This window comes from Corynebacterium sp. NML 150383 (assembly GCF_002285085.1).
GTDB classification, from domain to species: Bacteria; Actinomycetota; Actinomycetes; order Mycobacteriales; family Mycobacteriaceae; genus Corynebacterium; species Corynebacterium gottingense.
This window is the reverse complement of the sequence record NZ_NSGK01000002.1, coordinates 98,626-125,199: the sequence shown is the minus strand read 5'-3', so window position 1 is coordinate 125,199 and position 26,574 is coordinate 98,626. Positions and strand designations below refer to the sequence as shown.

Sequence of the window (26,574 nt, the reverse complement as noted above, 5' to 3'; positions counted from 1 at the left end):
CTACAGCCCCCGGACGAACTCGGCGAAGCCCGGCGCGGTGAACTCCAGGTAGCCGTGGCTGGAGGTGTCGATGAGCCCCTTGTCCAGCAGGGATCGCCGCGCCATGCTCAAGTCGTTGGAGTCGCGTCCCATGGCCTCGGCGATGGCGCTGCGCTTCACGGGCCCATCCGCGCTGCCCTCGCTCGCGGTGGCCATGGCGCGCAGCATCCGTGCCTCCGCGGGTGTGGCCTTCTTCCAGCGGGCGCGGAAGAAGGTCTGGCGCATCTGGTTGAAGCCCTCCCCGGCGGCCTCAACCTGGGGCACCTCCAGCACCGTGCCCGGTCCCGGGAAGCCAGCGGCGCGCCACGTCTCGTCGCCGATGACCTGCATGAAGTAGGGGTAGCCACCCGCGAATCCGAGTGCGGCCTCGAGCGCGTCGTCGGACCAGCGCACCCCCTTCGCCGCGGCGAGGCTGCGCAGCGCGTCCGCGGCCTGCGGGCGGGTGAGGTTGTGCAGGTGCTGGTAGGCGAAGCGCTCGGCGAAGCTCACCGCGTCCGTGACCACGTCCTGGGTGTGGCTGAGTCCTGCGGTGTAGGCGGCCATGGGCAGGTCGCGCTGCTCGGACTGCATGTGCTGCCAGGCGTAGGCGAGCGCTTTGATGCCGTCGGCGTCGGCGCTCTGGATCTCGTCGATAAACAGGACGAGCCCGCGCGAGCGTTCCCGCGCCGCGCGCCCCGCTGCGGCGAGCAGCCGTTGGAGCCGGCGGCCCTGACTGCCCGCTTCTGTCCCCTTGCGTGGTGCCGCCCCGCTGACCGAGATGCCCGCGACCTCAACTTTTGCGGTGGAGATGAGGGAGCGGAGGGCGTCGACAAGCGAGCCCTGCCAGGTGCTGGAGACCTCCTCGAGCGCCTCGACGAGCGAGGCGAGCAGCGGACCGTCGCCCGCGGTGACCCACAGGGTGTCGAATCCCTTGGCCGCGGCGTCGGTTTGCGCGGCGCGCAGTAGGCTCGTTTTGCCCACGCCGCGCGGGCCGGCGAAGACCTGGATGCGGCCGACAAAGCGCGGCTCGACGATAATGAAGGCGAGGTCGCGGCGGATGTCCTCGAGGATCTGCTCGCGGCCGAAGACTTCCGGCGCGATCTCGCCTGGGGTGTACGGGCTAGGCTGCATGCCCCCTTTATACCTGTTTATGAATCGCCGAATCATAAAGACTCATACGGCTTGCTAGGCTAGCTCCGTGAACAACCGCCTAGAGATCCTCCCCGTCGACCCCGCGAACCCGCTGGCCATCATGCCCGCGCTCGAGGAGGCACTCACCGGCCAACGCGCCCTCCTGCCGGTGCCCACCAACGACCCCACCCGCGCCAACCTGCTGCGCAATACGCAGGGCGTCGGGCAGCTTATCGACGCCAACGTCGCCCTCGTCGTCGCCACCTCCGGCTCCACGGGCCGCCCCAAGGGTGCGATGCTCACCGCCGCCAACCTCATCTCCAGCGCGGACGCGACCCACCAGGCGCTCGGCGGCCAGGGCCAGTGGCTGCTCGCCATGCCGGCCGCCTACATCGCGGGCATCCAGGTGCTGGTGCGCAGCATGGTCGCCGGCGTCGAGCCCGCCGCCCTGGACCTCTCCCACGGCTTCAGTATCAACGAGTTCGCCGCGCGCGCCGAGGAGCTCGCGGCCACCGGCGAGCGCTGCTACACCGCGCTCTCGCCCCATCAGCTGGCCAAGGCCACCTCCACGATGCAGGGCATCGATGCTTTACGACGCTTCACCGCCATCCTCGTCGGCGGCGCCGCCACCAACCCCCGCCTCCTCGACTCCGCGAAGAAGCTGCGCATCAACGTCGTGACCACCTACGGCTCCTCCGAGACCTCGGGCGGCTGCGTCTACGACGGCGTGCCCATCGCCGGCGCGCGCGTGCGCCTCGACGGCGGCCGCATCGTCCTCGGCGGCCCCATGGTGGCCGAAGGCTATCGCGGTGACGTGCAGCCCGACCCGTTTACCACCGACGAGGACGGCCAGCGCTGGTTCACCACCTCCGATGCCGGCCACATCACCGACGGCGTACTCGCCGTCGAGGGCCGCCTGGACAACGTGATCTCCACCGGCGGCTTCAAGCTGCAGCCGGAAGTGCTCGAGCGCTTCCTACTCGCCCAGCCCGGCGTGACCTCCGCCTGCGTTGTCGGCGTTGCCGACGAGCGATTCGGCCAGCGCATCTGCGCCGCCTACACCGGCTCCGCCGAGGTCGCCGAGCTGATGGACGCGCTCCAAGACCTGCCCCGCTGGCAGATCCCGAAGGAGTTGCGCCCCGTCCCTTCCCTCCCCCAGCTCGGCCCGGGCAAGGTCGACCGCGTGGCGGTGGCGGAAATGTTTGGCGGGAACTAGCCTTCAACGTTTACGCTCTCGCAACACGGTGTCCTTCACACTTTGGGTTGTACATACCCATCCCTCAAACAAGGAGGACACCATGCATCGTCTCACCGCTTGCGTCGCCGCAACCGCGATCGCGCTTTCCGCACTCGCCGCACCCGCCCACGCCGCAACCGTCGCCCAGAAGGACAAGGAAGGCACCTGTGCGGTCAGCCTCACTGCCGGCGAGAAGCAGTTCATCTCCACGCTTTTCGACGAGTCCAAGGCCATCGGTGAGCACGAGCAAGCCCGCGATTTCATCGCCGCAGTTGAGTCGGTCTACCCCGGCGTCATCGCGGAAAACGAGAAGACGCTCAAGGGCGAGGAGGCAGACCTGACCAAGGTGCTGCCCGCCCAGCTCGCCGGGCAGTACGCGAGCGCGCAGAAGACGCTGAAGGAGACCCACCCGACGACAGAGCGCACGCTCGAGGACATCAACACGGACTCCTGGCACGTCGGCTCCGACACGAAGCCCGTCGAGCTGCCATTCGCAGTCGCAAAGAGCGACGCCGCACTGTACGACGCCTGGTCCACCACGCCTGCCGGGAAGGTCGCTGTGAAGCAGGTGCAGCTTAGCGACGCCGACGTGGCCGCTGCCGCAGCCTGCGCCAAGGGCCCCCAGGCGAATGTGGATTACCCCACCGCGAAGCCAGATCTGAACGTTCCAGCCATCATCGGTGGGGTCGTCGCAGCGCTGTTGGCGCTGCTCGGGCTGCTTGCCCTGCCACAGCTCGGACTGAAGCTGCCGAAGCTGCCGATGGTGGGCAAGTAAGTAGCGCTTAGAGCTTGGCGATCGGGCCGAGCGCCTTATCTACCTGCTGCGGCAGCAGCAGGGCGATCAGGGACAGCAGGCCCGCCAGGCCCGCGATGGTCAGCACGGCGATCAGCCACGGAGACTCTGCAGAGGAGCCAGTGGTGGTACCCGGCTGCTCGTCGACCTGCTTCATCTTGTTCTCGAAGGTGAGGTCGTGGTTGATCGGGTCGATGCCGAGCGCGTTAAGGCTGGCGAAGAAGAGGTCAGTCTGGTCGATCTGGCCGGTCAGGTTGGCCGCACCCGGGCCGGAAGCTGCGACGCGCAGCTGGGCACCGGTGTGCTGCTGGCCGCCGAGGGCGTCCTCGTCCTCGTTGGTCTTAGAGGTGGCGAAGTTGACCGCCATGGTGGAGCCTTCGACCGTGGTCAGCTGGGTCACGCGGCCAGCGGTGTTGCTGTCCTCGTAGGTGATCTGCGCGGTGTGCGCGTGGTCCGCAGTAGCGACGATGAGGGTTTCCTCACCGGTCTTGTCCGCCCACTGCTGCACGGCCTGGACGGCCTCGTCGAGCTGGCCGACCTCGCCGATCAGGCCGCAGGCGTCTGCGTCGTGGTCGGCCTTATCCGGGGAGGCGGACTCCACCTGGAGAAGGAAGCCCTTGTCGTTTTGCAGCAGCTCAAGCGCCTTGGTGGTCATGTCCGCCAGACGCGGGGTCTCCGCGGTGAACTCCGGGTTAGCTACACACGTCGCCGGATCCATGTCGCCGCCGTCGATGGTGGGGATGGACTGGTTCAGCGTACGCGGCATGTTGCCCTCGGAGAACAGGCCCAGCACCGGCTTTTCTGCGTCCGCCTTGTCAACGGCGTTGAGCTCGGAAAGATTGGTCGCGACCTGGTAGCCGTTGTCCTTCGCGTTCTCCAGCACCGTCTTGCCTGCGGTCCAGGTATTGCCGTTCTCGCCCCACTGACCGCCCTGAACGACCTCGGTGTTGAAGTACTTCATGCCGCCGCCGAGGGTGACGTCGGCGCGCAGGTCGACGATCTGCTCCGAGATGGAGCCGAGGCCGCCGTTCTCGCGTAGCTGCTCGCCCTGCGCCGCCTTCTTATCGCCGGAAGGCGCGTAGTAGGAGCGGTCAAGCGCGTGTGCGGCAAAGGCCGCCGGGGTGGCGTCCTGGATCTCCGCAGTGGAGACGTTACCGATCTTCATGCCCTTCGCCTTGGCCAGCTCGCCGAGGGTGGCAACCGGCTTGCCCTTGCTATCGACGCCAATCGCGCCGTTGTAGGCCTTCACGCCAGAGTTCCAGGCGGTGCCGGTCGCGGCGGAATCCGGGACGTAGTTCGGCAGGCCGGTCTCCTTGTCCAGGGAGAAGGTGGTCAGGTAGCCGGTGTAGTCCAGGTTGTCCAGGCCGTCGAAGCGGCCCGCGGAGCCCTTCAGGTAGTTGCGGGCAGCGGTGATTTCGGAGTCGCCCGTGCCGTCGCCAATCAGCAGCACGACGTTCTTCGCCTTCGCGTTATCAATGCCCTGGCCGGCGGTGCCGAACTGGGCGCAGTCGCCGACCTTCGGAGCGGCACCTTCAGAGACGAGGTAGCACAGTTGGTCGCCCGGCTTCGCCTTGGAGCGGGTAGCCAGCGACATGACCTTGTTGCCCTTGTTGATCTCCCACGGATCCTGACCGCCCTCGGTGCCGCCGTTGAGGCCGAGCGCGTTCGCCATGACGTAGAAAGCGTCAGTCTGGTCGAGCTGACCGTTGACGTTCTCGGAGCCCGGGCCGAAGCCAGCGATGCGCACCTGGGTGCCGGTGTGCATCATCGACTTGGTTTCCAGCTCGCCACTTTCATTGATGGACCACGGCTGGGTGCCGAAGCCGACGGACATCACCGCGCCGCCGTCCTTCTGCGACTTCAGACGGGTCACTGCGGATACCGACGGACGGCCGTCCGGCACGATCTCTGCGGTGTGTGCGTGGTCAGCCGTGACCACGATGAGGGTGTCCTTGTCCTTCTTAGCAAAGTCGAGGGCTTCCTTGATGACCTCGTCGATCTGCTCGGTCTCACCGATCATGCCGCAGGCGTCAGCGGCGTGGTCCGCCTTGTCGATAGAGGCGGACTCCACCTGGAGGAAGAAGCCCTTGTCGGACGAGGGGTCGTCGAGAAGCTCGATTGCCTTCTTCGTCATCTCCGCCGCGGTCGGCTCGTTGCCGGTGTCCTGCGGGGTGCAGGTCTCCGGCTCCTTGTCGGTGGCGTTGCCCGGGACGGTCTGCTCGTAGCGGCGGGTCATGTTGCCGTCGTTGAACAGGCCGAGGACCGGCGCGTCCTGGTTAGCCACGGTGACCGCGTCGAGGCCAGCCTCGTCATCGACGATGGTGTAGCCCTTGGCCTCTGCGTTCTCGCGCACAGTCTTGCCGGCTTCCCACTCCGCGCCGCCGTCGTGCTTCTCGGTGAGGAATGGGTTACGGTTCTCGCCGCCCGCCTGCACCTCGGTGTCGAAGTACTTGCGGCCGCCACCAAGGGTGAGGTCCGCGCGGGTGTCGATGATCTGCTCGGAGATCGAGCCCAGGCCGCCGTTCTCACGCGCCTCCTTGCCCTGCACGACCTTCTTGTCGCCCGACGGCGCGTAGTAGCCGCGCTGAGAAATGTGCGAGTGCAGCGCGCCCGGGGTGGCGTCCTGGATCTCGGCGGTGGAGACGTTGCCGGTGCGCATGCCGGCGTTCTTCGCCATCTCGATCAGGTTCTCGTGCGGTGTGCCCGCCACGTCGACAGAGAGCGCACCGTTGTAGGTCTTCGTGCCGGTGGACCAGCCGGTGGCAGAAGCCGCCGAGTCGGTCACGTACTGGCGCTTGCCCTCCTGGGAGACGGCGAAGGTGGTGTAAGCACCTGAGGCCGTCAGCTCGTCCAGGCCCTCGAAGCGACCGTTCGCGCCCTTGAGGTAGTTACGCGCTGCGGTGATCTCCTGGTGGCCCATTCCATCGCCCAGGATGAAGATCACGTTGCGGGCCTGGGAGTCGGTGTTGCCCTGCCCGCCCTTGCCAAACTGGGTGCAATCCCCCGGCTGTGGGACGTTCACCAAGTTGCCTTCGGCGTCAAGGGTCACACAGGACTCTTTGCCGTTAAAGTTCTGCTCCGCCGGTGCGGCAGAGGCTGTGGGGAGACTCGCCAGGGCCAGCGCGGAAGCGCTGACCACGGCGGTCAGTGTTCTAAACGGAATACGCATGTGGGGTTCCTTCACATGAAAAGCCAAAAAAGTGGATGGTTGTTCAACCGCCACACATCATAAATCCAGCAAATTTCCAATTCGGAAAACCCAAATGAACTTTAGGTGACTACAAAAATGCAGTTAAGGGCGCTACCCGAGCACTTTAGGGAAGCTTAAAACACACGTTTAGATTGATGCTTCCTGCGGCGCATGTCAAACACCCCTGCTCACACCCGGGTTTCAGCTTCAATCAGATCTGCAGGTAGTTACGGTTGCGCACCGCTTCCGATACGCCGGGGATTACCGTGCTGGTTCGTTGAGGGACAGCGCGGCGTCGATAAGCATGCCCAGCTCTTCTTGCGCATAGGTGGCGCGCAGCTGGGCATCATTGCCCCCGCGGAGATTGCCGCGCACGAGCGCCACGCCTTGCGACGCCGGCACCATCGAGAACTCGCGCGGGTGCGGGAAGACCTGGCGCACGAAGTGGCCCGTGCGAAGTGCGCAACGGTTCAGCCAGATGTCGTCGGCGTGTGGGGCGCAGTCCTGGAACGCCTTGCCCTGCGCGGCAACTGCATCGACCATCGCCGGCGGGTACGCAACACCGGAGACGCCGGTGGCGAAGTGGCGCGGGTCCGGATCCGTATCCTGCACAGACTTCCACTGCTTGTACGGCGCCAACTTGCCGTCCTGGAGCACGATCTCGTGAGCGCGGTACGCCACCACGTTGTTCGGATCGGCGTCCGAGGCGTTGAGGAGCTTTTTGGCGAACCACTTGGGGTACATCATGTCGTCATCAACGGTGATGACGCGGGTGCCAGTACCGGCAAACCTTTGAAACGTGCCGTAATACTTGGTGTGCGGACCATAGTGGCCGTCCGAACAGCACACCTGCAGGCCGCGCTCCACAAGGGTGTGCAGACCTTTCGGCCACTCACCCTCGTAGTCCTCCTTATCCAGCCACAGATACACCGGCAGGCGTGTCGTGCCGACGAGCAGCGAGGAAATCGCCACCACCGCCGACTTTAGCCGGGGCCCATGGGAGGTCAGCGAAATAACGGTGTCGCCCTCCTGTGGGAACCTAGCCGGAGATTTCCGCGCCACCACCCGCAGCTGAGGCGCGCGCAAAAGTGCACCAGCCCCACCGAGTGCTTGCCGAAGCGCGTAGTCAATCCACATGAGCCAAAACTTTAGCCGACTTGACCAAATCGGGGCATGATGGGAGACATGACTGACACGAGCGGTAATGGAACTGACAACCAGCAGACAGCGAACACTACAGAACGGGCCGACACTGGCAGTTCGGCAACGTTCCACGACTGGTGGCAGGCGGCGCGACCGCACACGTGGCCGAACGCGTTCGCCCCAGTGATCGCCGGCACCGGCCTGGCTGCACACATTGGTGGCATGCACCTCGGCAAGGCGCTGCTCGCACTCGGCGTTGCGTGGGCACTGATTATCGGCGTGAATTTCGCCAACGACTACTCCGACGGTGTGCGCGGCACTGACGACGAACGGACAGGCCCTAGCCGCATCACCGCGTCCGGGCTGGCGCGGCCGCAGGATGTAAAGCTCGCAGCATTCGCGTCCTTCTTCGTCGCTGCCGTTCTTGGCGTGATCCTGGCGGTCACGAGTGCGTGGTGGCTCATCCTGGTCGGTGCGGCTTGCATCGCGGCAGCGTGGTTTTACACCGGCGGGACGAAGCCGTACGGCTACTACGGATTCGGCGAGCTGGCCGTGTTCATCTTCTTCGGGCTGGTCGCTGTGCTAGGTACGCAGTACACACAGTCAGGATGGCTGACTGCCGAGGGGTGGTTGGTGGCCATCGGCGTGGGCGCGATTTCCGCGTCCGTGAACCTGGCAAACAACATCCGCGATATTGACACCGACGCCGCGGCCGGCAAACACACCCTTGCTGTGCGCATCGGCGAGGTGAGGGCCCGTCGCCTGTTTACTGTGCTGACGTTGACGCCATTTGTCGTCTCCCTGCTGCTTGGTAACTCGCTCGCGCTCCTCGGTTTCGCTGCTTTGCCGTTTGCCGTTTCCTCCATTCTGAAAGTGCAGCGCGACCAGGCAAAGGGCAAAGACCTTATCCCTGTGCTGGGTATCAATGGTCGGGCCATGCTGATCTGGTCCGTGCTCACCGCCGTTGCGTTTACTGCCCTCGGATTCCCCATTTGGGGTGGAGGTGAAACGGTACCGTACACGGCAGTGCAGTAGTCGCCTGCTGAGTGAGCTGCGCTGCATTTGCCAGTTCCATGTCTCGACCTGCCCCGAAACTCCTTGCTGTACAGGGAGACCGGGGCGGTTTTTCATGTCTGCGCTATTGCTTGCTGCACCCTGGTGGCGCTGAATCGGGTGTGGATCCGGCGTTCACGAACGAACGGTTCGCCCGCAGATGGTTGTAAATGGGGCACTCAGTACACGGGTCATCATCAACGCGGGAAGCGCAGTCTGTGCAGTGCTCCGAGCATTCGCATGCGCACGAATCAGTGCTGCCGGTTCGATGAGTGAGCGGGGCCGGTTCGCGGACGGGGTGGGCGCGGTTGTAGGCGGTGTAGCGGGAACCGTCAGCAAAACGGTAGTGGATATGCCCGTTGCGTTCCCAGATCTTCGCAGGGCGGAGCTAGTGAGCAGTAAAGTAGTTCATTGCCATCAGCTATACCCACACTATTGTTCGACCGTAAGGGATGTGTCTATTTCGTTTGCACTGAGGCAAAACAGTACTCCTGTGACAGCGAGCGAAACGATTTCTACTCTGCGGCCGCAGAGTAGACGGCAGCTACTCCCCGCACGCGGCGTCGAAATCCGCGGGGCTCCACGTGTCTGTCGAGCCGTCGTAGGGGTTCACGGACACAATGGTGCCGGCGGGCTGTTCCAGGATCTGCTGCTTGGCGGCGCTGGCGGGAGTGAAGGATGTCTCCTTGCTGAAGGGCCCCTGCCCGCCCCTGTCGTCCGGCGCCGGGTTGAGCAAGAGGGTGCGATCCTCGGGGTAGGAGGCGTCGAGCGGTGCGTCCGCGGCCCACGTGCCAGAGCTCGGTCCATCAAGCGGCACCTGCACGTGGCCGGTCTGTGGTTCGGCGGCGGTGAACTTGGCCAGCACCCGGTTTTCCTCGTCTTCGGCGAGACCGATGCGGTCGGAGGCGACCTCGAGCTCGCTCATCTCCTCGCCGCAGGTGTTCACGTGCGCGATGATGTGGCCCTCCTCGTCGTGGGAAAACCCGGCGGCGCCGATGACGTCCACGTTGACGTAGTTGCCGCAGGCAGTCAGCGCCACTGCGGAAGCGCACACCACTGCGGTGACGGATGCGGTCCTGCTCACGTTGGGCCTTTCGTCGATAGGCTGCAATTGCCCGAACCAACGTAGGCGGCAACTATTACGTAGCGCTGGCCGCCCGCCTGGGAAAGTCCGTCAATTCCGCGCGCGGCCGCCCAGGGTGCCGATGCCCGCGCCGACCAGCAGGAGCGCGACGAACGGGAGCGCGGATGCGTTCATGAGGACGAGCACCTGCAAGGCTCCCGCCAAAACGGGGACGGCGAACCACCACCAGGTCGCGCCGCGGCGGGCCGTGTCGCGCCACGCCAGCACCGCGACGAGCAGCGGGTTGAGCACCAAGAGCGGAACGGCCCAGCCCATCGGCCCGAAGATCGACGAGACGAGGAGCAAGCCTGTCGACGCCACCACGTAGCCAACCAACATCCGCCACCGCAGTCCCATCACGATTCCTCCCAGGTGTCATACTTGGTGCCACTACCTGGATCAAGATTACAGAAGGAGGGAACCGCTGATGCTCGACGTCCTGACTGGTTTCGCCATCATCTTCACCGTCATCGCGGTGGGGTTCCTGCTGGCGCACAGAGGCGTGATCAGGCAGGGCGAGGCGCGCCTCCAGCTCAACCGCATCGCGTTCTGGGCGTGCACCCCGGCGCTCATCTTCTCCAGCGTGTCCACCTCGGACACGTCCGCGTTCCTGTCGCCGGTGGTGGGGGTGATCGCGGCGGCGTCGGTAACCACCATGCTCCTGTACTGGCTGCTCAGCGCCCTGCTGTTCCGCCGCAGCTTCGCCGAGACGATGGCGGGCGCGGCCGCGTCGAGCTACTACAACTCGGTCAATATCGGGCTGCCCATCGCCACCTACGTGATCGGCGACGCCACCTACGTCGTGCCCGCGCTCGTGCTGCAAATGGCGGTGCTCTCCCCCGTCATCATCGCCGGCCTCAACGCTGGCGGGGCGAACCTGCGCTCGATCGGCGGCTCCATCGTCGCGGGCATAACGGCGCCGGTCGTGCTCGCCGCCTTCGCGGGTTTCGCCGTCTCCGCTTCCGGCTGGGAAGTCCCCGAGCCCGTGCTCGCGCCGCTGGAGATCCTCGGCGGCGCGTCCATCCCGCTCATCCTCATGAGCTTCGGCGCCTCGTTGAAGGGGGATGCCGTGCTCACGCATGATCGCTTACCGACGCTCACCGCCACCCTCCTCAAGCTCGTCGGCATGCCCGCCATCGCCCTCGGCGTCGGATACGCCCTGGGCCTCGACGGCACCGAGCTCTACGCGGCGCTCATCCTCGCGGCGCTGCCCACCGCGCAAAACGTGTACAACTACGCCGCCACCTACCAGGTCGGCCAGACGGTCTCGCGCGACACCGTCTTCCTCACCACGTTCCTCTCGCTGCCTGCCATGCTCGCCATCGCCGCCCTGTTCGGGTAGGCGCTAGCGCTCGCTCAGCTCGCTGGAGATCCACTCCTTGCGCAGCTTGCGCTGCTCGCGCCAGTGCGCAACGGCCTCGGTGGCCTCAATCCGCTGGCGCTTGAACACCAGCATGGACAGCGGGAACGCCACGATCAGGGCGAGGAGCGCGGAGATGATCAGCGGCACTGGGGCGCCGATGAGCATGGCCGCGCCCTGGATCACCACGGTGAGTGCGATGAACAGCACGAGCCTGCACAGCCCGTAGATCGCGGCGGCCTTATTGGCGCGCGAGCGGGCGGCGGGATCAACTTCCGGCGGTTGTTGTTGCATATGCCTAACCCTAGACGGCCACCAAGTATGTTGGAAGTCATGGGAAGGCTACTACTCCTCGTACTCATCGTCCTCGCCGTGTACCTGATGTGGCGCGCCTTCGGGCCCGGCTCGAACAAGCAGGTCGAGCAGGCGCCGGAGCGGCCGCAGATCAAGGGGCCAGACGATGATGAGGAGTTCCTCTGGAACATTGAGAAGAACCGCTTCAAGGAGCGGCGCGCCCGCGAGGAGGCGGAGCGCAAGCGACGCGAAGAGGAAGAGCGCCGCAAGCGCCGCGACGGGGAGGGCAGCTAGCAGCGCCTAGCGTTGCGCCAGCACCTCGGGCAGCTTCTCCGCCCAGGCGAGCGAGTGGCGCACGCCGTCCGCCACGGTGTACTCCGCGCGCCAGCCGAGCAACTGCTCGGCCTTCTCGGTGCGGGTGGCGCAGCCGACCACATCGCCATCGCGCGGCGGGGCGGTGCGCACCTCGAGGGGCTTGCCGGTGGCCTCGCCGACGGCGTCGGCCAGCTCGAAGACGGTGGTGCCCTGGCCGGTGCCCAGGTTGATCACCTCGTAGTCCGCCAGCGCTGACGCCTCGGCCTTCAGCGCGGCGACGTGCGCGCGGGCCAGGTCCCACACGTGGACGTAGTCGCGCAGGCCCGAGCCGTCGCGGGTGGGCCAGTCCACGCCGGTGACGGTGAACGGCTCGTCGGCCTGGTAGGCGGAGATCATCTTGCCCAGCGCGTGGGACGGGGCCGGGTTCTGTAGGCCGGTGCGCAGCTGCGGGTCCGCCCCGATGGGGTTGAAGTAGCGCAGTGAGATGGCGCGGATGAGGCCGGCCGAGGCGGCGTCGGCAAGCACTCGCTCCAGCATCCACTTCGAGGCGGCGTAGGGGCTCGACGGGTCTGCCGTGCTCTGCTCGGTGACCATCAGGTCCTCACCGGGGACGTACATGGCGGCGGTGGAGCTGAGCAGGACGCGCTTCACACCACGCTCGGACAGGGTGCGCACGCAGGTCGTGGCCTTGCCCACGTTGTTCTCGTAGTAGTACAGCGGGCGCGAGACGGACTCCGGCACGACGATCTTCGCGGCGCAGTGGACGACCGCCTCGATGTCCGGGTGCTCGTCCAGGATGCGGTGCAGCAGCGCCACGTCGGCGATGTCGCCCTCGTAGTGGTCGAAACGCTCGGCGAAGGCGCGCAGGCCGGTAGAGTAATCGTCCAGAATCACCGGGGTAATTCCGTTGTCGGCGCAGCAGGAAGCGATCGTAGAGCCGATAAAGCCGGCCCCGCCAGTGATAAGAACCTTCATAACCTGTGAGTCTAACGCAGCTAGTTCAGGCCCGCGTACGAGTGCAGACCCGCAATCACCGTGTTCACGTACGTCATGTTGAAGATCGTCATCGCCAGGGCAAACACGTTAATCCAGGCCGCCTTGGAGTTCTTCCAGCCCGCGGTCGCGCGCGCGTGCAGGTAAGCGGCGTACAGGATCCAGGTGATCATGGACACGGTTTCCTTCGCGTCCCAGTTCCACGGGCGGCCCCAAGCCACCTCGGCCCAGATCGCGCCGAAGACGATGCCGATGCCGAACAGCGGCAGCGTAATGATCGCCGTCTTGTAGGTGATCTGGTCCAGCGTCTTTGCCGACGGCAGCGGGTGCACAATCTTGCCAATGAAGCCGTGCTCCTCACCCTTCGGCTGCCACATGCGCAGTAGGTACAGCATCGCGAACACACCGGAGACGATGCCAATCGACGCGCCGATCGACACCGTGGAAACGTGCACCGGCATCCAGTAGGACTGCAGCGCCGGCACCACCGGGGCGGCTTGCATGTGGAACACCGTGGAGTTGAGGAACATCGCGATGACCATGGGGAACAGCAGCCACGGCCACACCGTGTGCCAGCCCTTCCGCCCGATCACGATCGCGGCGGCCACCATGATCACCGCGGTCATGAACAGGATGTACTCGTACAGGTTGCCCAGCGGGAAGCGCCGCGCCGCGATGCCGCGCGTGACAAACGCGACGATGTGCAGCGCCACGCCGACCCACACCAGGGCCTGCGTCATGCCCGCCCACTTGCGGGCGGCGGCCACCCGCTTCTCGTAGACGCCGTCAAGCTCGGGTTCCGGGGGCAGTTGCTTTTCGACGACCACCGGCCCCCCAGCCCCAACCGCTACCTTCTCCGCGGCGCGCTCCTGCTGCGCCGCGCGGCGCTCGCGCCGCACGTCCACGACCGCAAGAACGCGGCCGTAGTACACGCACGCCATGAGCAGCGCCACGATGTAGATGATGAACGCGGTGCGGAAGGTCAGATCGGACAGCTCCGCCATGGTGGTGTTGACAAGCATGGTGCTCAATCTACTCCATCAGCGGGCCATTATCCAAGGTCATCCAGCTCGTCATCGTCCTCGTCGTCGGCTCCGTCTGCGTCCGGGTGCTCCCCCAGGATCTCCTCGACGAGCTCGGAAAACTCCGGGCCCCACCCGGCGCGGTCCGTGCGCGCCAGGCCCGCGATCTCCACCGCGGTCCCGCCGCCGACAACCGGGGCGAGGCGGACCCAGACGCGGCGGCGCTTGATGGTCAGCGAGCCGGCGAGCGCGGCGAGCATGATCACTGTGGTCACCAGTGCCCACACCTGCGTCGGGTCGCGGGAGATCTGGTAGTTGGCGTACTCGGCCGCGCCGTCGAAGCGCACCTTGATCCCGCCGTCCACGGTGATCTCCTCGCCCGGGGTGAGGTTGACGCGCTCCAGCTTCTGCAGCTGGCCTTCCGCGATGAGCATCTGGTCCAGCACGAAGATGTTCTGCGGGCGGCCCGAGTCCAATCCAGCGTCGCCGCGGTAGATGTCCATGGACAGCGCCGGGTCATCCATCGACGGGAACGACGACTGCAGCGTCTCCCCGTCCTGGCCGCCCCACTGGGCCGTCGGCGCGAAGTTGCCCTCCAAGGCGATCTGGTTCTGGCGGCGGTCCGCCAGGTCCGGGAACATGCCGGCGGGCGGGTCGAAGCGCATCACGCCCGAGGACAGGAACGTCTGCGTGTCAGTGGGGCGGAACTGCATCATCTGGGTGCGAGTCTCGCCGTTGGGCCACGTCACCGTGACCTGCGGGGCGAACCCGTGGCCTTGCAGGTAGACGCGGTCGCCGTGGATGCGCAGCGGGTGGTTGACCGCCAGGGTGGTCTCCTGCCAGCTGTCCTTCGGCGCGGTCAGGTCGTCGGTGTAGGACACGTCGGACCAGAAGCCGTTCGCCTGGCCGCTGTTTAAGTATTCAGCGCGGAAGTTGTGTGCATCGATGCAGAAGGGGGTGAGCCCGGTGCCGTCGAAAAGCGGCCCCGCGCGGAACACGTCAAAGTTGGCGGGGGACGTGTTGCAGAACTCGGTGGACTGCTCCACCGGCACGGCGTACTGGGACTCGGAGTTGGTCACCACGATGACCTGGCCCTCGTAGAAGACCATGCGGCCGGCGGCGAAGGCGACGATCATGCCGACGATGCCCACGTGGAAGAGCAGGTTCATCAGCTCGCGGGTGTAGCCGCGCTCGGCGGCCAGGGAAAACGTCCCGGCGCGGTCCTCCTCCGGCGAGTAGGCGGCCACGTGCCAGCGCTTGAGCAGGCGGCGGACCTTCGCCTCCACCTCGTCCTGGCCGGCGTCCACCGTGGCTTGCGCGTGCATGGGCATGCGCGAGAGGTAGCGCGGCGCGCGCGTCGGGGTGGCGCGGTAGGCGCGCCAGTGGTCCATGGAACGCGGGATGATGCAACCGACCAGGGAGATCATCAGCAGGGTGACGATGGCGACGAACCAGGAGGAGCTGAAGACGTCGAAAAGCTGCAACCTGTCATAAATCGGACCCATCGTCGGGTTGGCGTCCAGGTAGTCCTGCACGAGCGACTCGCTCACGTTGCGCTGCGGGAGCAGGGCACCCGGAATGGAGGCGAGCGAGAGGAGGAAGAGCAGGACGAGCGCGGTGCGCATGCTGGTCAGCCAGTGCCACGTCTTGCGCAGCCAGGTCGTTGCCGCCGATACGAGTTGCATCTCAGATCACCGTCGCTCCATATTGCAAGGTCCACTGTCGGATCCAGCCGACGAACACGTTCCACGCGCCGGTGACAAGGAGCACGCCGACGAGGATCATCAGCACGCCGCCGATCACCTTGATGGTGTGGGAGTGGCGGCGCAGGAACTCGACGCTGCGCACCGCCTGCGCGGACCCCAGCGCCACCACCACAAACGGCAGGCCGAGGCCCAGGCAGTACGCCACTACCAGCAGGACGCCGCGCGCCGCGGTCATCCCTTCGGTGCCGACGGAGACCGACATGATCGCCGCCAGCGTCGGCCCGAGGCAGGGCGTCCACCCCAGCGCGAACACGCCGCCGAGCAGCGGGGCGCCGAGCACGTTGGCCCAGCGCCGCGGCTGCAAGCGCCGGTCCTGCTGCAGCGCAGGCACCGCGCCCAGGAACACCACGCCCATCGCGATGGTGATCACGCCGCCGACGCGCATGAGCACCTCGGCGTTGAGGGTGATCAGGCTGATCGCGCCGAACACGGAGACGGTGGCCAGCAGGAACACCACGGTGAAGCCGGCCACGAACAGGCCGGCGGCACCGGCGACGGCCCAGCGGCGCGACTTCACGCGCACGCCGTCCTGGTCCACGGTCATCTCGCCGCCGACCACGCTGGTCAGGTACGACATGTAGCCGGGCACGAGCGGGACCACACAGGGGGACGCGAAGGACACCAGGCCAGCCAGCGCGGCGGCCAACATGCCGAGCAGGAGCGGCCCGGTGGCCACGACCTCTGAGAACGCTTCGCCCACGCTAGCTCTGCCCCTCCTGCGCCAGCTTGTCGGTCACCTCGAGCACGTCCTGGGCGGTCACCTCGCGCAGGAACACCGCGGCCGGGCGGTGCTGCTTATCCAGCACGATCGTCGTGGGGATCACGGAGCTGGGCACGCCGCCGAGGAAGGAAGCGGTCTTGAACGGCGGGTCGTAAATCGACGGGTAGGTCACGCCGTTGTCGGCGACGAAGTCGCGGGCGATTTCCGGCTGCGGGTCGCGCACGTTGATGCCCAGGACCGTGCCGGTGCCGTCCGCGTTCAGGTGCTCCTGCACCTCCTGCAAGTCATCCACCTCCGCACGGCAGGGCGCGCACCACTGGCCCCAGGCGTTGAGGACGACGATCTTGCCGTCAAAGTCGTGCAGGTCCACCGTGGTGCCCGGCTCGGTGAGCGATTCGCCGCTGAAGTGCTCCACCGGCTTGCGCTCGGATTCCTCGTAGAAGATCTCGGTCTGCCCGCCCGGGGAATGGAACGCAAAGTTGTCTCCCTCACCAGGGCTGGCGCAGCCGGTGAGCAGGAGCAACGCGGCCATCGGCGCTGCAATCGCGCTCAGCGCGGTCCGTCGGGACATTGGCACCTCTCAATTCATCTGTTCAAAAACTCCGGCACGCTGGCCCAGCAGAGCGGGCTAGATGCGTTCGGCCGGAGTGTCGTAGCACCAGTCAACAACAACGTCGCCATCAAACACAAGTGACGTCACGCTGGCCAGGTCGCACTCGCGGCTCGCGTGCGCGAGGCGTTTGCCCTGCACGTAGCGCTGCACCATGACGATGGGTAGCTGGTGGCTCACCAGCACCGCCTCGTGGCCCTCCGCCTCGGCGCGGGCGCTGTCCACGGCGTCGCACATCCGCGCGCGGATCGCCTCGTAAGACTCGCCCCAGCTCGGCTCCAACGGGTTCGTCATATGCCGCCACCGGATCGGGTTGAGCAGCTGGCTGCGCCAGCCCTTGGTGCGCAGCCCCTCAAAGGTGTTGCCGGCCTCGATGATGTCGGTGCGGGTGTGCACCTCGCAGCCGGTCACCTCCGCGATCGGCTCCGCCGTTTCCTGCGCGCGCTCGAGCGGGCTCGCCGCCAGGTACGTCACGTCGCGGCCCTCGAAGAACTGCGAGGTCACCGCCGCCATCGACCGGCCGCGGGAGCTCAGGTGGTAGCCGGGCATGCGCCCGTAGAGCACCTTCTTCGGGTTGTAGACCTCGCCGTGCCGCACGAGGTACACCGTCGTGCGCGTCACTCGGGCGCCACCGCCTGCGCCGCGGCCTTCGCCGCGGGCACCAGGGCCTCCTCGATCCGGCCGAAGTCCTCGTCGGTGAGTGCGGTGGAGACGAACCAGGTCTCGAACGGGCTCGGCGGGGCGAACACGCCGTTGTCCAGCAGCGCGTGGAAGAACGGCGCGTAGCGGAAGGTGTCCGCCGCCTTCATGTCAGCAAAGTTGTGGCCCTCGCCCTCGGCGAAGCGGAACGACAGCATCGTCGCGGCGCGCTGCACGTTGTGCGCCACGCCCTCGCGCTTCAGCGCGTCGGACACCAGCTTGGCCAGGGTGCTGGCGTTGCGCTCCAGCACCGGGTAGATGTCCTCCGAGGCCAAGCTTAACGACGCCATACCCGCCGCCATCGCGACCGGATTGCCCGAAAGGGTACCCGCCTGGTACACCGGCCCAGTCGGCGCGAGACGCTCCATAATCTCCTTGCGTCCGCCGAAGGCCGCGGCCGGGAGGCCGCCGGAGATGACCTTGCCAAAAGTGGTCAGGTCTCCCGCCACGTGGTCCACGCCGTACCAGCCCGCATACGAGGTGCGGAAGCCCGTCATCACCTCGTCCAGGATCAGCAGCGCGCCGTTGGCGTGCGCGACCTCCTTGAGCTTGGCGTTGAAGTTGTCCTGCGGCGCGACCGTGCCCATGTTGCCGGAGGCTGCCTCGGCGATCACGGCGGCGATCTCGCCCTCGTTTTCCGCGAACGCGGCCTTCACGGCCTCGATGTCGTTGTAGGGCACCACGATGGTGTCCGCCGCCTGCGCGCCCGTCACACCCGGCGAGTCCGGCAGGGAGAACGTGGCCAGCCCGGAGCCTGCTGCGGCGAGGAGCGAGTCGACGTGGCCGTGGTAGCAGCCGTCAAACTTGATGATCTTGGGGCGGCCGGTGTAGCCGCGCGCCAAGCGGACCGCGGACATCGTCGCCTCGGTGCCGGAGTTGACCATGCGCACCTCCTCCACCGAGGTACGGCCCACGATCATCTCCGCGATCTGCACCTCCGCCTCGGTGGGCGCGCCGAAGCTCAGGCCGTCACGCATCGCCTTCTGCACTGCCTCGAGGATCTCCGGGTGTGCGTTGCCGTGGATCATCGGGCCCCAGGAATTGATGAGGTCGACGTAGGCGTTCCCGTCGACGTCGATAAGCGTGCTCCCGTGCGCGCTCTCGATGAAGCGCGTCTGGCCGCCGACCGAGCCGAAGGCGCGCACCGGCGAGTTCACGCCGCCGGGCGTGGCCTGCTGCGCGCGCTGCCACAGCTCGGCGGAGCGGGACGTGTGTGCGGACGTTGGGTACTTGGCCGAAGTTGTCATAGTTGCCCATCCTAGGCGATGGGGGCGAACGCCTACTTACCCTTCCGGCGCATCGCCCCGACGAAGATGACCACGAGCAGGCCAATCGCGATCCAATTGGCCACGCGCGCGTACTGCTCCAGCACGTACACCACGGGCTCGCCGATCCACCAGCCGAGCGCGACGTAGCCCAGCGACCAGAGCGTCTTGGACACGAAGTCCAGGAGCATGAACTTCCACAGCGGCATCTCAGTCATGCCCATAAGCACGAAAACCACGAACGCGATCGGCAGCGGGATGGGCACGTACGCCAGGAAAATGCCCAGCCAGCCCAGCTTCATCCCCCACCGCTCCACGCGCGCGATGTTCTTCGCCGCGCGCTTGGAATTCTGCGCCTGCACGTCCAGGATGCCGCGCCCCCACAGCTTGCCGGCCCACCAGTACACCCAGTCGAACTTGATCGCCACGATCGAGCCGATGAGCAGGTACAGCAGCCAGTGCTGCGCCTCACCCACCGAGGCCAGGGCGCCTGTCGACGCCGCGCCAATCCTCGAGCCCGTCAACGCCAGCATGATCGGCGGGTCCAGGCCCAGCAGCCAGGCGCGGAACGGAATGAGCGCGAGGCCGAAAATACCGATGAAGCCGAACCAGCCCAGGCACCAGTAGTCCGCCTTGGTGGGCTTTTCGTTCCAGGGCATGCCTGGCTGATCCCACCACTCCGGTTCCGATTCCGGGGTGTGCTGTTGGACTTTGCCCTCGCCGTCCGCGTCCTCACTCGACATAGACGTGAAGTCTACCGAGTTACAACATATTCAGCAGCGCAGGGTTCGACGCCACCGCAATTCCCACGACTGCCAGCAGGCCGAGCACCACGGCGGCGATGATGCCGCCCGTCGACGAGCCATCCTTCTGCTCACCGGCCGCCGGCGCGCACTCCCCCTTCATGGGCTCGTACTCGGCCGTGGCCTCCGCGGCGTTCGCGCGGGCCTCCTTGACGGCCACCTGTGCGGCCTCGGCGGCCTGCGTCGCCTCGCCCAGCGAGCGCTTCGCAGCCGCCAGGGCCTCGTCGGCCGCGGCCTGGCGCGCCGACTGCTCCTGCTTCGCTGCCTCGAGTTCCTGCGCGCGCTTCGCCACGGCCTGTTCGGCGGCACGCAGCGCCCGCGCCGCCGTAAGCGTGTCCTCCGCTTGGGCCACGGCAGCCTCGCGCTGCTCGAGTGCCTCCTGCTTCTGCGCATCGCCCTTGTTCACGGCGCGGACGAGCTCGTCGTAGTAGGTGTTGAAGCGCTCGGTGTACTCCTCTACCGAATACGTCGGCCCCTCCACTGTGAGGTGAGCGAACGTCTGTGCGTGCGCGACGCGCCACGTAAAGCCGTGGTAGAGGAACTCCTCCGTGTTCACCGCGAAACCGGTCGCGCGCATCTGTGGGTTCACCAAGGCCATGTAGTGGCCGGCGCCCGCGGCGAAGGGGTCGCGCCCCTGCTCCACGGCCTCGAAGTACTTAGGGCGCTCCTCGTGGAACCACCCGTCGAACGGGTTCTCCGCGTTCCACGACAAGTTATCCCACCCGTTGTGAGAGTGGCCGCGCGGCAGCTGCTGCGACCAGTTGATGTTCACCTGCGCCTGCGCCATCAAGAAATCCGACACGGGCAAGGCATCCCGGCCCTCGCGTTGGCGCAGCTCGTTCGCCTCCGGCAACCATTCGATCGCCGCCTTCATGTTATCCAGGTGCGTCGCGTCACCTTTGGCGCCGATGTTCGTATCGTCCGCGATCCGGTACCCGGTCTGCCCGGTCACCTCATCGACCTTGTCAAAGCGGTAGTCGGTGTGCAGCTCCGCGACGGCGTCGTTGGCCCCCATCGCTTCGAAGAATCCGAGCGAGCCCCGGTCGAACTGTGCCCGCGCCTCGGCCTTGCTTGCCTCCAGCGCAGCGCGTGCCTCCTCGGCGCGCGCCTTTGCCTGCGTGAGTGCCGCCCCGGCCGAGTCGACCGTCACGCCTTCCGGCACCGCGGTCTGCGCGGCGTCGCGGTCCTGGGTCGCGCTGTCGAGCGCACGCTGCGCATCCTTGACCAGGTTCGCGCTCGCCGTGCGCTCCTGCTCCGCAGCGTCGACATCGCGCTGCGCCGCGTCCAGCGCCTGCTGCGCCTCGCGGTCGCGCGCCTCGGCGGAGCGCAGCGCGTCGGTCGCGTCGTGTACAGCGGTGCGCAGCGCGACACAGCGCTCCTGCGACACCGACGCCGCGTCCTCAGCCACCGCCGGAGGCGCAACAACCAACGCCGCCGAACAGCTCGCGGCCAGCACAAGTCCAAGAGTTTTCTGCATACCCAGCAGGTTAGCAGTCTTTCCCCAGACCCCGCGCAGTTTCGCGCGCGTTCGCGATCACGGCGGGCACGCCCACGCCGCCGACCCACGCGCCGGTGACGGCAATGCCGGAGCCGGACTCGCGCAGCTGCGCCAGCGCCTTGTCCACGGTGGCGAGGTGGTGCTCATCAAAGCGCGGCAGCCCGCCGAACCAGCGCTGGACAAAGATCTCCTCCAGGCCGGCCTCGCGGCCGTCGAAGCCGGTGACAGTCTGCAGGTCATCGAGCGCCCAGTCCACCAGGTCGTCCTCGGAGGCGCGGATCGCCACGTCGTCGCCGAAGCGGCCGAAGCTGGCGCGCACGAGCGCCCCGCCGCGCTCGGCCAGGTGCGGCCATTTGCGCGAGGAGAGCGTGAACGCCTTCGCGTGCACATCCTCCGCGCCCGCGGCAACCAGGACGCCCGAATTTTGGGGCAGGCCGTCGTCGGTAGCAAAGCGCATGCCCACCACCGCCGAGTTGGCCAGCTTGATCGGCGCGAGCGTGGCCGCCACCTCCGGCTCCACCTGCTTCAGCAGCATCGCGGCCGTCGGCGCGGGCACGGCGAGCACCACGCGGTCGTACACCGCGTCCTCCCCGCCCTTGAGGCGGTAGCCCTCGCCCTCGCGCGTGATCGCGGAGATGAATGCGTCGATGTAGATCTTCGCGCCGGACTGCTCCGCCAGCGCCTCGTACGCCTCCTGGTAGCCCTCGCGGAACGCGCTGAACACGGGGCCCTGGCCGGTCGGCAGCTCCTTGCGCACCTGCTCCAGGTTGCGCACGGCCTCCGACAGGTGCACCGGCCCCCGCTCCGCCAGGCGGTCCAGCTCCTCGGCCAGCTGCGGGATGGTCGCGCGCACACCCAGGTCGTCGGCGCTGCACGAGTACACCCCGCCGAGCAGCGACGTCACGATGTGGTCCACCACCTCGTCGCCATAGCGCTCGCGCACCAGCGCGCCCACGCTCACGTCGCCGCCGATCTCCCAGTCGAAGCCGGGGGCGTCGCCTTCGGCGTCGATGCGCGCGGCGGTCTCCTCGCTCACAAGGTGGGCAACGCTTGCCGACGCCGCCGGGATCCCCATCACACCGCCCCGCGGCAGCGGGCGCGCCTCGCCGTCCACGTACACCAGCGAACCGAGGCCGGACGGCGCGACGAGCGAGTCCCCCACCCCCAGCTCGGTGAAGAACTCGACCGCGTCGACCCGGCGTGACAGGAACGCCTCGGCGCCCATGTCGGTGGGGCCGCCCTCGAACGCGACGGTGTAGAGCTTGCCGCCGATGCGGTCGGTGGCCTCGTAGACGTCCACCTCGTGCCCGCTGCCGCGCAGTTCGTAGGCGCAGGTCAGGCCGGCGAGTCCGGCGCCGATGATGGCGATGTGCATTTAAGCCTCCGTGCTGTGAGTGTCGTGAATAAGCCGTACGGCGTTGGTGATGGCGTCCGGGTCCGTGGTGGGCAGGACGCCGTGGCCGAGGTTGAAGATGTGGCCGGTGGCGTGGCCGTCGATAAGCGCCTGCTCCGCCTCACCCTTGATGCGGGCGACCTCGCGGGCGACGACCTCCTCGCCGGCGAACAGCATCGCCGGGTCCAAATTGCCCTGCAGGACGCGGGGGGAGGCGAAGCGCGTGGCGGCGCGGTCGAGTGGGACGCGCCAATCCACGCCCATGACCTCGCTGCCGGCCTCGCTCATCGCGCCGAGGAGCTCGCCGGTGGAGACGCCGAAGTGGATGCGCGGGATCTCCCCCGCGACTGATTCCAGGATTTCCGTGGAGTACGGCAGGACGAACTCGCGGTAGTCGCGCTCCGTGAGGAAGCCGGCCCACGAGTCGAACAGCTGCATGGCGTCGATCCCCGCCTCGACCTGGGTGCGCAGGAACGTGATGATGGTGGGCACCAGGCGGCGCATGAGCGCGTGCCACGTCTCCGGCTCGGCGTGCATCATCGCCTTCGTGGTCTCGTGGTTCTTGCTCGGTCCGCCCTCGATGAGGTAGCTGGCCAGGGTGAACGGTGCGCCGACGAAGCCGATGAGCGCCTGGGTATCGGTGAGCTCGTCCAGGATGATGCGGATGCCCTCGGCGACCTCGTCCACCGTGTGGTCCAGGATCGGCAGGTGCTGCACGTCCGCCAGCGAGCGCACCGGCGCGTCCATCACCGGGCCGCGGCCCGGGACGATCTCCACGCCCACGCCCGCCGCCTTGAGCGGGACAACGATGTCGGAAAAGAGGATGGCCGCGTCCACGTCGTGGCGGCGCACCGGCTGGAGCGTGATCTCCGCGAGCAGCTCCGGCATGAAGCAGGAGTCCAGCATCGGGATACCCTCGCGCACCTTCCGGTACTCGGGCAGTGAACGGCCCGCCTGGCGCATGAACCACACCGGGGTGCGCGACGGGGTGCGGCCATTGGCGGCCTCGATGAGCGGAGCGGAGGAAAGGTCGCGTCTGGTCATGGTTTCCCAGCCTACGCGGTAGAAATCAGGCCGGGAAATGGCGCACGCGCACCGAGCGCAACTCGATGACCAGGGAGCTGCCCAGCATGAGCAGCGTGGCCCCGACCGGGGGCAGCACACCGGCGATGGCCAGCAGGATCGCGACCGCGTTATAGGTCCAGGCGATCACCATGTTCGAGTCGATGGTGCGGCACACCCGGCGCGCAAGCTCCACCAGCTGCGGCACCGCCGTGACGTCCCGACGCAGGAGGAGCACGTTGCACTTCTCCTCCACCTTGCCCGTGTTCGCGCCCAGCAGGGCGTCGTCGGCGTACAGGATGCTCACGTCCGCGACGCGCAGGGTGCGCACCGCACTGTGGTCGCCCACCATGGCGACGGTCGCGCCCTTGGTGTGCAGCGCGCGCACCGCGTGCGGCTTGTCTGGGGCGGTGATGCCCGCGAGCACGCGGGACATGCCGAGGAAGTCGGCGAAGCGGCGCGCCACCGGGTACGTATCGCGCGTGAGCATGATGGTCTCCACGCCGATGGATTCCAGCCGGTCAATCGCGCTGGTGGCGTCCGCCTTCGGTGGGTCGTACAGGGTGATGACGCCGCGGTCGCGGCCCTTCCAGCGCACGACGACGGGGGTGCCGCCGGCCGTGGCGGCCAGGGAGAGTCGGCCTTGCAGCTGCGACAGGTTCGTGGGCCGCCACAAGATGGCGTCCAGGTTTTCTGTCCGCTGGTCCTCGTAGGTCAGCGTGACGCGGCCGCGCACCGAGCCGTCCGGGGTCGTGTCCTCGTTGGCCAGCTCGAACCAGGTCGGCCCGCCCGCGTCCTTGTCGCGCTTGTCGCGGGCCTCGCGCGCCGCCTTCACAATCGCACGCGACGCCGGGTGATCCGACTCCACCGACAGCGCGCCCGCGATCCCCAGCACCAAAACCGGGTCCTCGCCGATCTCCGCGGTGACCGTCTCCACCTTCATCTTCGGCTCCACCAGGGTGCCCACCCGGTTGAACACGGCCACGTCGGTGGCCTCCAGGGTGCGGAAGGTGGAGCCGTCGCGAACCAGGATGCCGTTGCGCGCCGCCGACTCGATGCCCAGGCGGATGGCCAGCGCGGTCGAGATCGCCAGCGCCACCGGCGCGACCACCGCCAGGATCGCCAGCGCCGTGGAAAACGCCGCGTTGAGGTTCCCCGTGAACAGCAGCCACAGGCCGAAGTCCAGCACCGCCAGCACGTACGCCACCGGGATGAGCATGCCCGCGGCGCGGGTGGACACCATCGTCGTCGCGTTCTGGTGCTCCGAGGCGCGCTCCAGCCAGCGGTTGACCGAGGCCAGCCGGGTCGCGTGGCCGACCCGGGAGACGCGGATCTTCACCTTCCCCTTGCGCAGCACCGATCCCGCGTAGACGTGGCTGCCCACTTTGAGGGTGGGGGACTCGTGGGCGTCGATAAGCTCCTGCTCGAGCGTTCCGCAACCGCCGACCACCTCGCCATCGGCGGGGATGATCGCGCCCGGGAGGATGACAATGTCGTCGCCTCGGTTGATCTCGGCGGCGGGCAGCGGCTCCTCGATGACCTTGCCCGTGCGCGAGCGGCGGCGGACCATGTAGGTCGACTCCGCGTCGGGGACACGGCCGGAGAGGTCCTCCTGCAGGTGCGGGCGCACGCGCATGCTGAAGAAGCGGCCGACGAGGAGGAGCGAGGTGATGGTGCAGGCGACCTCGAAAAACAGGCCGGGCTCCTCCACCATGGTGAGCGGGACCCAGCTGCCGTAGTTGCGCCAGTTGAGCTCCCCCGCCGGCGTGAACAGCAGCACGGCGGCGGACCAGAAGTAGGCGGCGAGGATGGCGATGGAACTTGCACCGTCCAGCGCCGAGATGCCGCGGCGCACGCCGCCCGCCATCGCGCGGTGGAAGGGGAACGCACACCACAGTGCGACCGGGGTGGTCAGCGCGAAGCACGCCCACTGCCAGCCGTCAAACTGCAGGTCGGAGACGTACGTGAGGAGCAGCACCGGGAGCGTCAGCACGATTGCTAACCACATCCGCACCGGCGTGACCAGGTCGCGGGCGGTGAACAGGACGTCCTCGTTTTCCCGGGCGCGCGCGGCGCGCGACGCCGAGTCCACGAACCCCTGCGCGCGGGCGCGGCGCAGGCTGACCAGCTCGTCGTGGCGCAACTTTCGACGCCTCCCGCTCAGCCCCCGCACACCCCGCCGCGGCACCGGACGCGCGGCCGCCGCCCGGCCGAGCACCCTGCGGCGCAGCGTGGAATCCGTGAGCCGGGCGCTCACGCCGAAGCGCGCGAACACGGCCTCGAGGTCCGCGATCGGCGTAGTGCTCGGCGCGGTGATCCACGCCGTCTTGGTCGAGTACACCAGGCGCGCGGCGACGCCGTCCAGCTCCTCCAGCGCCGCCTCGATGTCTTTGAGCTGTGGTCCGTCCTCGAGCCCGTCGAGCTCGAAGGCGAAAGAGGTGTTCGGGTACTGCGGGTTGCCATCCGCCCCGATCCGGGGCGAGTCCAGGTCCACGCCGCATTCCTTCGCCGCCTCGCGGGCGGCCACAATGGTCTGCTCGAGCGCAGCCGTCTGTTGCTGAGTCTGCTCTGACATGCTGAATCCCTCGCGCTAGTCCACGCCCCGCCAGGGGGAGCCGCTGCGCTCGTCCACAAACGCGTTCGCGGCGGGGCGGAACGCGAAGAACAGCGCGGCGACCAGTAGGATCACTACCGCGAACACGCCCCAGCCCGCCACGTTGAGGAAGAACCCGGCCAGGTTGAGGAAGATCGCCACGGCGGCGGCGATGGCAAACACGCGCCGCGCTGTCTTGGAGCCGCGCGCAAAGTAGGAGGCGCACCCCGCGATCACCAGGGCGAGGACGATGTTGCACCAGGCGACGATGCGCATGTTGCGCGCAAACGCGTCCGCGAACTCGGCGTCCGCGTCCTTCGGCGCGCCGCTGGCCAGCATGAGCATGCCGAACAACAGCAGCAGCACGGCGCCGGCCAGCGCTGCGTAGTACCCGGCGCGCAACTGGCCGGGCCAGGCCTCGCCGACCTTGCCGGTGTAGCGGCGGTTGGGGTCGTTCGGGTCTGCAACGAAGGTGGGAAACATTCCGGCCAT

24 protein-coding genes are annotated in these 26,574 nt (G+C 67.4%); 5 read left to right on the top strand and 19 right to left on the bottom strand.

What is annotated here, in order from left to right; all coding sequences use genetic code 11:
- Window positions 1-1,149, bottom strand: a complete 1,149-nt coding sequence (locus tag CKJ85_RS02595; protein WP_158221601.1) for an ATP-binding protein — start codon at window positions 1,147-1,149, stop codon at window positions 1-3.
- A 67-nt stretch (window positions 1,150-1,216) separates the two neighbouring features.
- On the opposite strand from CKJ85_RS02595, the gene menE reads away from it, so the two are divergent.
- Both menE and CKJ85_RS02585 read left to right on the top strand, forming a co-directional pair.
- Complete coding sequence (gene menE / locus CKJ85_RS02590; RefSeq protein ID WP_095553336.1) at window positions 1,217-2,365, top strand: o-succinylbenzoate--CoA ligase; 1,149 nt, start codon at window positions 1,217-1,219, stop codon at window positions 2,363-2,365.
- A gap of 82 nt (window positions 2,366-2,447) precedes the next feature.
- A complete protein-coding gene (locus CKJ85_RS02585) occupies window positions 2,448-3,161 on the top strand; it encodes a hypothetical protein (protein WP_095553335.1) in 714 nt (237 codons plus the stop codon).
- A gap of 7 nt (window positions 3,162-3,168) precedes the next feature.
- On the opposite strand, the gene CKJ85_RS02580 is transcribed toward CKJ85_RS02585, so the two are convergent.
- On the bottom strand, window positions 3,169-6,348 hold the full coding sequence (locus CKJ85_RS02580) for an alkaline phosphatase (protein WP_095553334.1): 3,180 nt from the start codon (window positions 6,346-6,348) through the stop codon (window positions 3,169-3,171).
- A gap of 282 nt (window positions 6,349-6,630) precedes the next feature.
- Complete coding sequence (locus CKJ85_RS02575; protein ID WP_233126921.1) at window positions 6,631-7,341, bottom strand: glycosyltransferase; 711 nt, start codon at window positions 7,339-7,341, stop codon at window positions 6,631-6,633.
- 213 nt (window positions 7,342-7,554) lie between these two features.
- On the opposite strand from CKJ85_RS02575, the gene CKJ85_RS02570 reads away from it, so the two are divergent.
- Window positions 7,555-8,547: a 1,4-dihydroxy-2-naphthoate polyprenyltransferase gene (locus tag CKJ85_RS02570; RefSeq protein ID WP_095553473.1), complete on the top strand. Its 993-nt coding sequence runs from the start codon at window positions 7,555-7,557 to the stop codon at window positions 8,545-8,547.
- 562 nt (window positions 8,548-9,109) lie between these two features.
- On the opposite strand, the gene CKJ85_RS02565 is transcribed toward CKJ85_RS02570, so the two are convergent.
- Both CKJ85_RS02565 and CKJ85_RS02560 read right to left on the bottom strand, forming a co-directional pair.
- Window positions 9,110-9,649, bottom strand: a complete 540-nt coding sequence (locus CKJ85_RS02565; RefSeq protein WP_143340128.1) for a hypothetical protein — start codon at window positions 9,647-9,649, stop codon at window positions 9,110-9,112.
- A gap of 90 nt (window positions 9,650-9,739) precedes the next feature.
- Entirely contained in the window at window positions 9,740-10,048 is a 309-nt protein-coding gene (locus CKJ85_RS02560; protein WP_143340127.1) for a hypothetical protein, read from the bottom strand.
- A 67-nt stretch (window positions 10,049-10,115) separates the two neighbouring features.
- On the opposite strand from CKJ85_RS02560, the gene CKJ85_RS02555 reads away from it, so the two are divergent.
- Entirely contained in the window at window positions 10,116-11,030 is a 915-nt protein-coding gene (locus tag CKJ85_RS02555) for an AEC family transporter (RefSeq protein ID WP_095553331.1), read from the top strand.
- Between the two features lie 3 nt (window positions 11,031-11,033).
- Here CKJ85_RS02555 and CKJ85_RS02550 read toward each other — a convergent pair whose 3' ends face one another.
- A complete protein-coding gene (locus CKJ85_RS02550) occupies window positions 11,034-11,342 on the bottom strand; it encodes a DUF4229 domain-containing protein (RefSeq protein WP_095535242.1) in 309 nt (102 codons plus the stop codon).
- Window positions 11,343-11,381: 39 nt separating this feature from the next.
- On the opposite strand from CKJ85_RS02550, the gene CKJ85_RS02545 reads away from it, so the two are divergent.
- Window positions 11,382-11,636, top strand: coding sequence for a hypothetical protein (locus tag CKJ85_RS02545; protein WP_095535241.1), 255 nt, complete (start codon window positions 11,382-11,384; stop codon window positions 11,634-11,636).
- Between the two features lie 6 nt (window positions 11,637-11,642).
- Here CKJ85_RS02545 and galE read toward each other — a convergent pair whose 3' ends face one another.
- Genes galE through CKJ85_RS02480 form a run of 13 tightly spaced genes read right to left on the bottom strand, consistent with a single transcriptional unit; the run spans window position 11,643 to window position 26,574 of the window.
- On the bottom strand, window positions 11,643-12,632 hold the full coding sequence (gene galE, locus CKJ85_RS02540; RefSeq protein ID WP_095553330.1) for a UDP-glucose 4-epimerase GalE: 990 nt from the start codon (window positions 12,630-12,632) through the stop codon (window positions 11,643-11,645).
- A 20-nt stretch (window positions 12,633-12,652) separates the two neighbouring features.
- Complete coding sequence (gene ccsB, locus CKJ85_RS02535) at window positions 12,653-13,672, bottom strand: c-type cytochrome biogenesis protein CcsB (protein WP_095553329.1); 1,020 nt, start codon at window positions 13,670-13,672, stop codon at window positions 12,653-12,655.
- A gap of 29 nt (window positions 13,673-13,701) precedes the next feature.
- Entirely contained in the window at window positions 13,702-15,357 is a 1,656-nt protein-coding gene (locus tag CKJ85_RS02530) for a cytochrome c biogenesis protein ResB (RefSeq protein ID WP_095553328.1), read from the bottom strand.
- A 1-nt stretch (window position 15,358) separates the two neighbouring features.
- Window positions 15,359-16,087: a cytochrome c biogenesis CcdA family protein gene (locus CKJ85_RS02525; RefSeq protein ID WP_095275326.1), complete on the bottom strand. Its 729-nt coding sequence runs from the start codon at window positions 16,085-16,087 to the stop codon at window positions 15,359-15,361.
- Between the two features lie 52 nt (window positions 16,088-16,139).
- Window positions 16,140-16,730, bottom strand: coding sequence for a TlpA disulfide reductase family protein (locus CKJ85_RS02520; protein WP_095553327.1), 591 nt, complete (start codon window positions 16,728-16,730; stop codon window positions 16,140-16,142).
- A 57-nt stretch (window positions 16,731-16,787) separates the two neighbouring features.
- Complete coding sequence (locus CKJ85_RS02515) at window positions 16,788-17,390, bottom strand: histidine phosphatase family protein (protein WP_095553326.1); 603 nt, start codon at window positions 17,388-17,390, stop codon at window positions 16,788-16,790.
- Window positions 17,387-18,715: a glutamate-1-semialdehyde 2,1-aminomutase gene (gene hemL, locus CKJ85_RS02510; protein ID WP_095553325.1), complete on the bottom strand. Its 1,329-nt coding sequence runs from the start codon at window positions 18,713-18,715 to the stop codon at window positions 17,387-17,389. Before hemL ends, CKJ85_RS02515 begins: the two co-directional genes overlap by 4 nt.
- A gap of 32 nt (window positions 18,716-18,747) precedes the next feature.
- A complete protein-coding gene (locus CKJ85_RS02505; RefSeq protein WP_095535235.1) occupies window positions 18,748-19,476 on the bottom strand; it encodes a DedA family protein in 729 nt (242 codons plus the stop codon).
- Between the two features lie 19 nt (window positions 19,477-19,495).
- On the bottom strand, window positions 19,496-21,013 hold the full coding sequence (locus CKJ85_RS11960; RefSeq protein ID WP_158221600.1) for a hypothetical protein: 1,518 nt from the start codon (window positions 21,011-21,013) through the stop codon (window positions 19,496-19,498).
- A 10-nt stretch (window positions 21,014-21,023) separates the two neighbouring features.
- Window positions 21,024-22,409, bottom strand: coding sequence for a protoporphyrinogen oxidase (locus CKJ85_RS02495; protein ID WP_095553324.1), 1,386 nt, complete (start codon window positions 22,407-22,409; stop codon window positions 21,024-21,026).
- Complete coding sequence (hemE, locus tag CKJ85_RS02490) at window positions 22,410-23,471, bottom strand: uroporphyrinogen decarboxylase (protein WP_095547047.1); 1,062 nt, start codon at window positions 23,469-23,471, stop codon at window positions 22,410-22,412.
- A 25-nt stretch (window positions 23,472-23,496) separates the two neighbouring features.
- On the bottom strand, window positions 23,497-26,064 hold the full coding sequence (locus tag CKJ85_RS02485; RefSeq protein WP_095553323.1) for a cation-translocating P-type ATPase: 2,568 nt from the start codon (window positions 26,062-26,064) through the stop codon (window positions 23,497-23,499).
- Window positions 26,065-26,079: 15 nt separating this feature from the next.
- The gene (locus CKJ85_RS02480; RefSeq protein WP_095537618.1) at window positions 26,080-26,574 is read right to left on the bottom strand and encodes a hypothetical protein; all 495 of its coding nucleotides are present in this window, start codon (window positions 26,572-26,574) and stop codon (window positions 26,080-26,082) included.